The sequence below is a fragment of the Streptomyces sp. NPDC056296 genome, assembly GCF_042268605.1.
Lineage (GTDB): Bacteria > Actinomycetota > Actinomycetes > Streptomycetales > Streptomycetaceae > Streptomyces.
Genome location: NZ_JBHJRX010000104.1, coordinates 11,675 through 15,974 on the forward strand (window position 1 = coordinate 11,675; position 4,300 = coordinate 15,974).

The window sequence follows — 4,300 nt, forward strand, 5'->3', positions numbered from 1 at the left end:
GGACAGGGGCGGAGGAAGAAAAAAAAAAAAAAGAAGAGGGGGGGGGCCTTGGCGCCCCCCCCCCCTTGTCCCCCTCCCGTCGCCTCCCGTCGTCTCCCGTCGTCTCCCGTCGTCTCGTTCACGGACGGAGCACAGTTCACCCACAGGAGGAGGGTTGTATTCCGCAGGTCAGGGGTAAGACGGCTGTGACCGTTTCGGGCGGGCCGGCCGCGTGGGAGGGACCCCGACATGCTCTTGGAAGCGCTCAGCGCCGCGATCCTCGGCCTCGCCCTGGCATGGGCCGCCGTCCACCGTCTGCCCCACCGCCTGCCGCCCCGCGTCCTGGTCCTGCCGACGGGGATCGCCGGGGCCCTCTTCGGGGCGTTCGTCACGCACACCGCGCTCGGCGCCGGCGGCCTCCTGCTGGTTCTCCTGGGCTCGGCGACCCTCTCGGCGGCCTCGCTGTCGCTGCTGCTGCGCCCCGCGGGCAGACTCCGCCGCCGATCGGCGACCGCCTGACCGGCCGTCGCCGTACCGGGTCGCGCCCGCGCTGACAGCGGTCAGGCGGCCGGACGATCAGGCGGCCAGACCCAGCGCCGCCATCCGCTTGGTGTGCGCCTCGGTGATCCGGGAGAACATCCGGCCGACCTCGGCGAGGTCGAAGCCGTCCGCGACACCGCCCACCAGCATCGTCGACAGCGCGTCCCGGTCGGCCACCACCCGCTGGGACTGCGAGAGGGCCTCGCCCATCAGCCGCCGCGCCCACAGCGCGAGCCGCCCGCCCACACGCGGGTCCGCGTCGATCGCCGCGCGCACCTTCTCCACGGCGAATCCCGCGTGCCCGGTGTCGTCGAGCACCGCCAGCACCAGCTCGCGGGTGTCGGAGTCGAGGCGGGCCGCGACCTCGCGGTAGAAGTCACTGGCGATGGAGTCGCCGACGTAGGCCTTGACGAGCCCCTCCAGCCAGTCGGACGGGGCTGTCTGCTTGTGGAAGGCGTCGTACGCGGCCACGAACGGCTCCATCGCCTCCGTCGGCTCCTCGCCGATCTCGGCGAGCCGGTCCCGCAGCCGCTCGAAGTGGTGGAACTCCGCCGACGCCATCTTCGCCAGCTCCGCCTTGTCCGCAAGCGTGGGCGCGAGCTTGGCGTCCTCCGCGAGCCGCTCGAACGCCGCCAGCTCGCCGTACGCGAGCGCGCCGAGCAGATCCACGACCGCGGCACGGTACTGCGGGTCGGCGGCCGCCGTCGCCCAGTCCTGGGCGGCGACTCCGGTGGCTCCGGTGGTTTCGGTGGCTCCGGTTGTTTCGGCGGGGGCGTCGGCGGCGTTGCCAGGCTTGTCAGAGCTCGTCATGCAGCGCACAATAGCCCGCCCGCCGCCTGCCGGAAGGCCCCCGGTCGGCCCTGATCGGCCCTGGTCAATCAGTGTGACGACGACTACGTGACCAAATCGGCCATCGCGTGTGCGCGAATCCGGGGTATGGTGGTAATGCGCCTGCCGAGTATGTGACGTACGGGTACGTGACATCGTCGTCGGGCCGCACGCATGAGGATGCCCGGTCGGTGGCCCGATCGGCTCCGACCCGACAGCCCTCCCTGCCGTACGCCACACTGCGTACGGAAATCCGGAGGGGGACCCTCAGTGGTACGAGCGCTGGAGCGTCGACAGAGGTCCCGTGTCCTACGGCTCATCCGTAAGGGCAGCCGACGTCCCCGACACGATCCGGCACGACCCGCGCGCTCGCCTCGCACCACGTACACAGAAGAGGCAGCACCCTGACTACGACGTTCCGATCCCTCGGGATCCTCCCCGAGACCGCCGAAGCCCTCGAAGCCGTCGGCATCATCACTCCCTTCCCGATCCAGGAGCTCACGCTCCCCGTTGCCCTGTCGGGCACGGACGTGATCGGCCAGGCCAAGACCGGCACCGGCAAGACGCTGGGCTTCGGCCTTCCGCTCCTTGAGCGCGTGACCGTCCCCGCCGACGTCGAGGCCGGGCGCGCCGCGCCCGAGTCCCTGACCGAAGCCCCGCAGGCCCTCGTCGTCGTCCCGACGCGCGAGCTGTGCCAGCAGGTCACCAACGACCTCCTGACCGCCGGCAAGGTGCGCAACGTGCGCGTCCTCGCCATCTACGGCGGCCGGGCCTACGAGCCGCAGGTGGAGGCCCTGAAGAAGGGCGTCGACGTGATCGTCGGCACCCCGGGCCGCCTGCTGGACCTCGCGGGCCAGAAGAAGCTGAGCCTCAAGCACGTCAAGTGCCTGGTCCTCGACGAGGCCGACGAGATGCTCGACCTGGGCTTCCTGCCCGACGTCGAGAAGATCATCAACATGCTGCCGGCCAGGCGCCAGACCATGTTGTTCTCGGCCACCATGCCGGGCGCGGTCATCGGACTGGCCCGCCGCTACATGTCGCAGCCCACGCACATCCGCGCCACCTCGCCGGACGACGCGGGCGCCACGGTCGCCAACACGAAGCAGTTCATCTACCGCGCGCACAACATGGACAAGCCCGAGATGGTGGCGCGCATACTGCAGGCCGACGGCCGGGGACTGGCCATGGTCTTCTGCCGCACCAAGCGCACGGCGGCCGACCTGGCCGACCAGCTCAAGCAGCGCGGCTTCGCCTCCGGCGCGGTCCACGGCGACCTCGGCCAGGGCGCCCGCGAGCAGGCCCTGCGCGCCTTCCGCAACGGCAAGGTGGACGTGCTCGTCTGCACCGACGTCGCCGCCCGCGGCATCGACGTCGGGGGCGTGACGCACGTCATCAACTACCAGTCGCCGGAAGAGGAGAAGACGTACCTGCACCGCATCGGCCGCACCGGCCGCGCGGGCGCCAAGGGTACGGCGATCACGCTGGTCGACTGGGACGACATCCCGCGCTGGCAGCTGATCAACAAGGCGCTGGAACTGGGCTTCAACGACCCGCCGGAGACGTACTCCACCTCCCCGCACCTGTACACCGACCTGGGCATCCCCGAGGGCACCAAGGGCGTCCTGCCGCGCTCGGAGCGCACGCGCGCCGGGCTCGACGCGGAGGAGCTGGAGGACCTGGGCGAGCCGGGTGGCCGCGCGCGCGGCGACCGGGGCGGTCGAGGTGGCCGAGGCGGCCGGGACGAGTCCCGTTCCGCCGACCGCGAGCGTTCGTCCCGTACGACGCCGCGTCGCCGTCGCCGGATGCGCGGCGGGGCCCCGGTGGACGCGGACGCCTCCGCGACCACCGCCCCCGAGGCCGTGACCGGCGGTGCGGACAGCGCCGCCGACGTGGACACGGACGCCGCTCCCCGCACGCTGCGCCGCCGGCGCCGTACGCGCAGTGGAGAGTCGCGCCGGCCGGTGACGGCCACGACCACCGACGCTCCTGCGGCGCAGGTCACGGAGGGCACCGCGCTCGCGACCCCCGAGGTCGCGGAGGTCGTGGAAGCCCCGGAGGCCCCGGCGAAGTCGCGTCGCCGCCGCACCCGCAAGTCGGCCGAGGCGCCGGCCGCTCCGCCGGCGACCACCCCGGTGGTCGAGCCGACGGTCGTCGACGCACCGGTGGCCGTGGCCGAGGCCCCGATGACCGAGGCCCCGATGACCGAGGCCCCGGTGACCGAGGCTCCCGTGGAGAAGCCGCGCCGCCGCACCCGCAAGGCCACGGCCGCGGAGACGGCGGTCGACACGGCCGAGGGAGCGACCGAGCCCGCGTCCGAACCGACGGCGACGAAGCCGCGCCGCACCCGCAAGTCGGCCGCCGCGGCATCGACCGCGACAGGCACGGCGGACACCGCCGACACCGCAGCTGCCAAGCCCCGCCGCACCCGCAAGGCAGCGGCCGCCGAGCCCGCGGAGGTCACCGAGGCCGCGCAGGCCCCGGAGGCCGCCGAGGCGAAGCCGCGCCGTACCCGCAAGACGGCCGCCGCCAAGGCCGGGGCGGCCGTCGACACCGCCGAAGGCACGGAGACCAAGCCGCGCCGCCGCACCCGCAAGGCCGCCGACCCCGTCACGGCCACCGACACCGCCGCCGACATCCCGGCCCAGACGGCACAGGAGCCGGAAGCGGCCGAGGCCAAGCCCCGGCGCACCCGGAAGGCGGCCGCCGCCACGGCGGAAGCCGCCGTCGACACCGCCGAGGCCGCGGAGACCAAGCCGCGCCGCCGCACCCGCAAGGCAGCGGAGGCCACCGAGACGGCCGCACAGGAGCCGGAAGCGGCCGAGGCCAAGCCGCGCCGCACCCGCAAGACGGCCGCCGCCAAGGCCGAGGCGGCCGTCGACACCGCCGAAGGCACGGAGACCAAGCCGCGCCGCCGCACCCGCAAGGCCGCTGCCCCCGTCACGGCCACCGAGAC

Annotated in this window: 3 protein-coding genes; 2 read left to right on the top strand and 1 reads right to left on the bottom strand. The window is 73.6% G+C overall.

Annotated features, from left to right (window positions below; genetic code table 11):
* The first annotated feature begins 228 nt into the window (after positions 1-228).
* A complete protein-coding gene (locus ACFCZF_RS39600; RefSeq protein ID WP_375925471.1) occupies positions 229-498 on the top strand; it encodes a hypothetical protein in 270 nt (89 codons plus the stop codon).
* Positions 499-555: 57 nt separating this feature from the next.
* Here ACFCZF_RS39600 and ACFCZF_RS39605 read toward each other — a convergent pair whose 3' ends face one another.
* Positions 556-1,329 carry a ferritin-like domain-containing protein gene (locus tag ACFCZF_RS39605; RefSeq protein WP_375925469.1) on the bottom strand — a complete coding sequence of 258 codons (774 nt, stop codon included), beginning with the start codon at positions 1,327-1,329 and terminating at the stop codon, positions 556-558.
* A 548-nt stretch (positions 1,330-1,877) separates the two neighbouring features.
* On the opposite strand from ACFCZF_RS39605, the gene ACFCZF_RS39610 reads away from it, so the two are divergent.
* Positions 1,878-4,300: DEAD/DEAH box helicase (locus ACFCZF_RS39610; protein ID WP_376675782.1), on the top strand; the 2,423-nt coding region annotated here is incomplete at its 3' end.

Coding starts and splice junctions, on each gene's coding strand:
- ACFCZF_RS39600 (WP_375925471.1), top strand. CDS start 229: ATGCTCTTGGAAGCGCTCAGCGCCGCGATCCTCGGCCTCGCCCTGGCA.
- ACFCZF_RS39605 (WP_375925469.1), bottom strand. CDS start 1,329: ATGACGAGCTCTGACAAGCCTGGCAACGCCGCCGACGCCCCCGCCGAA.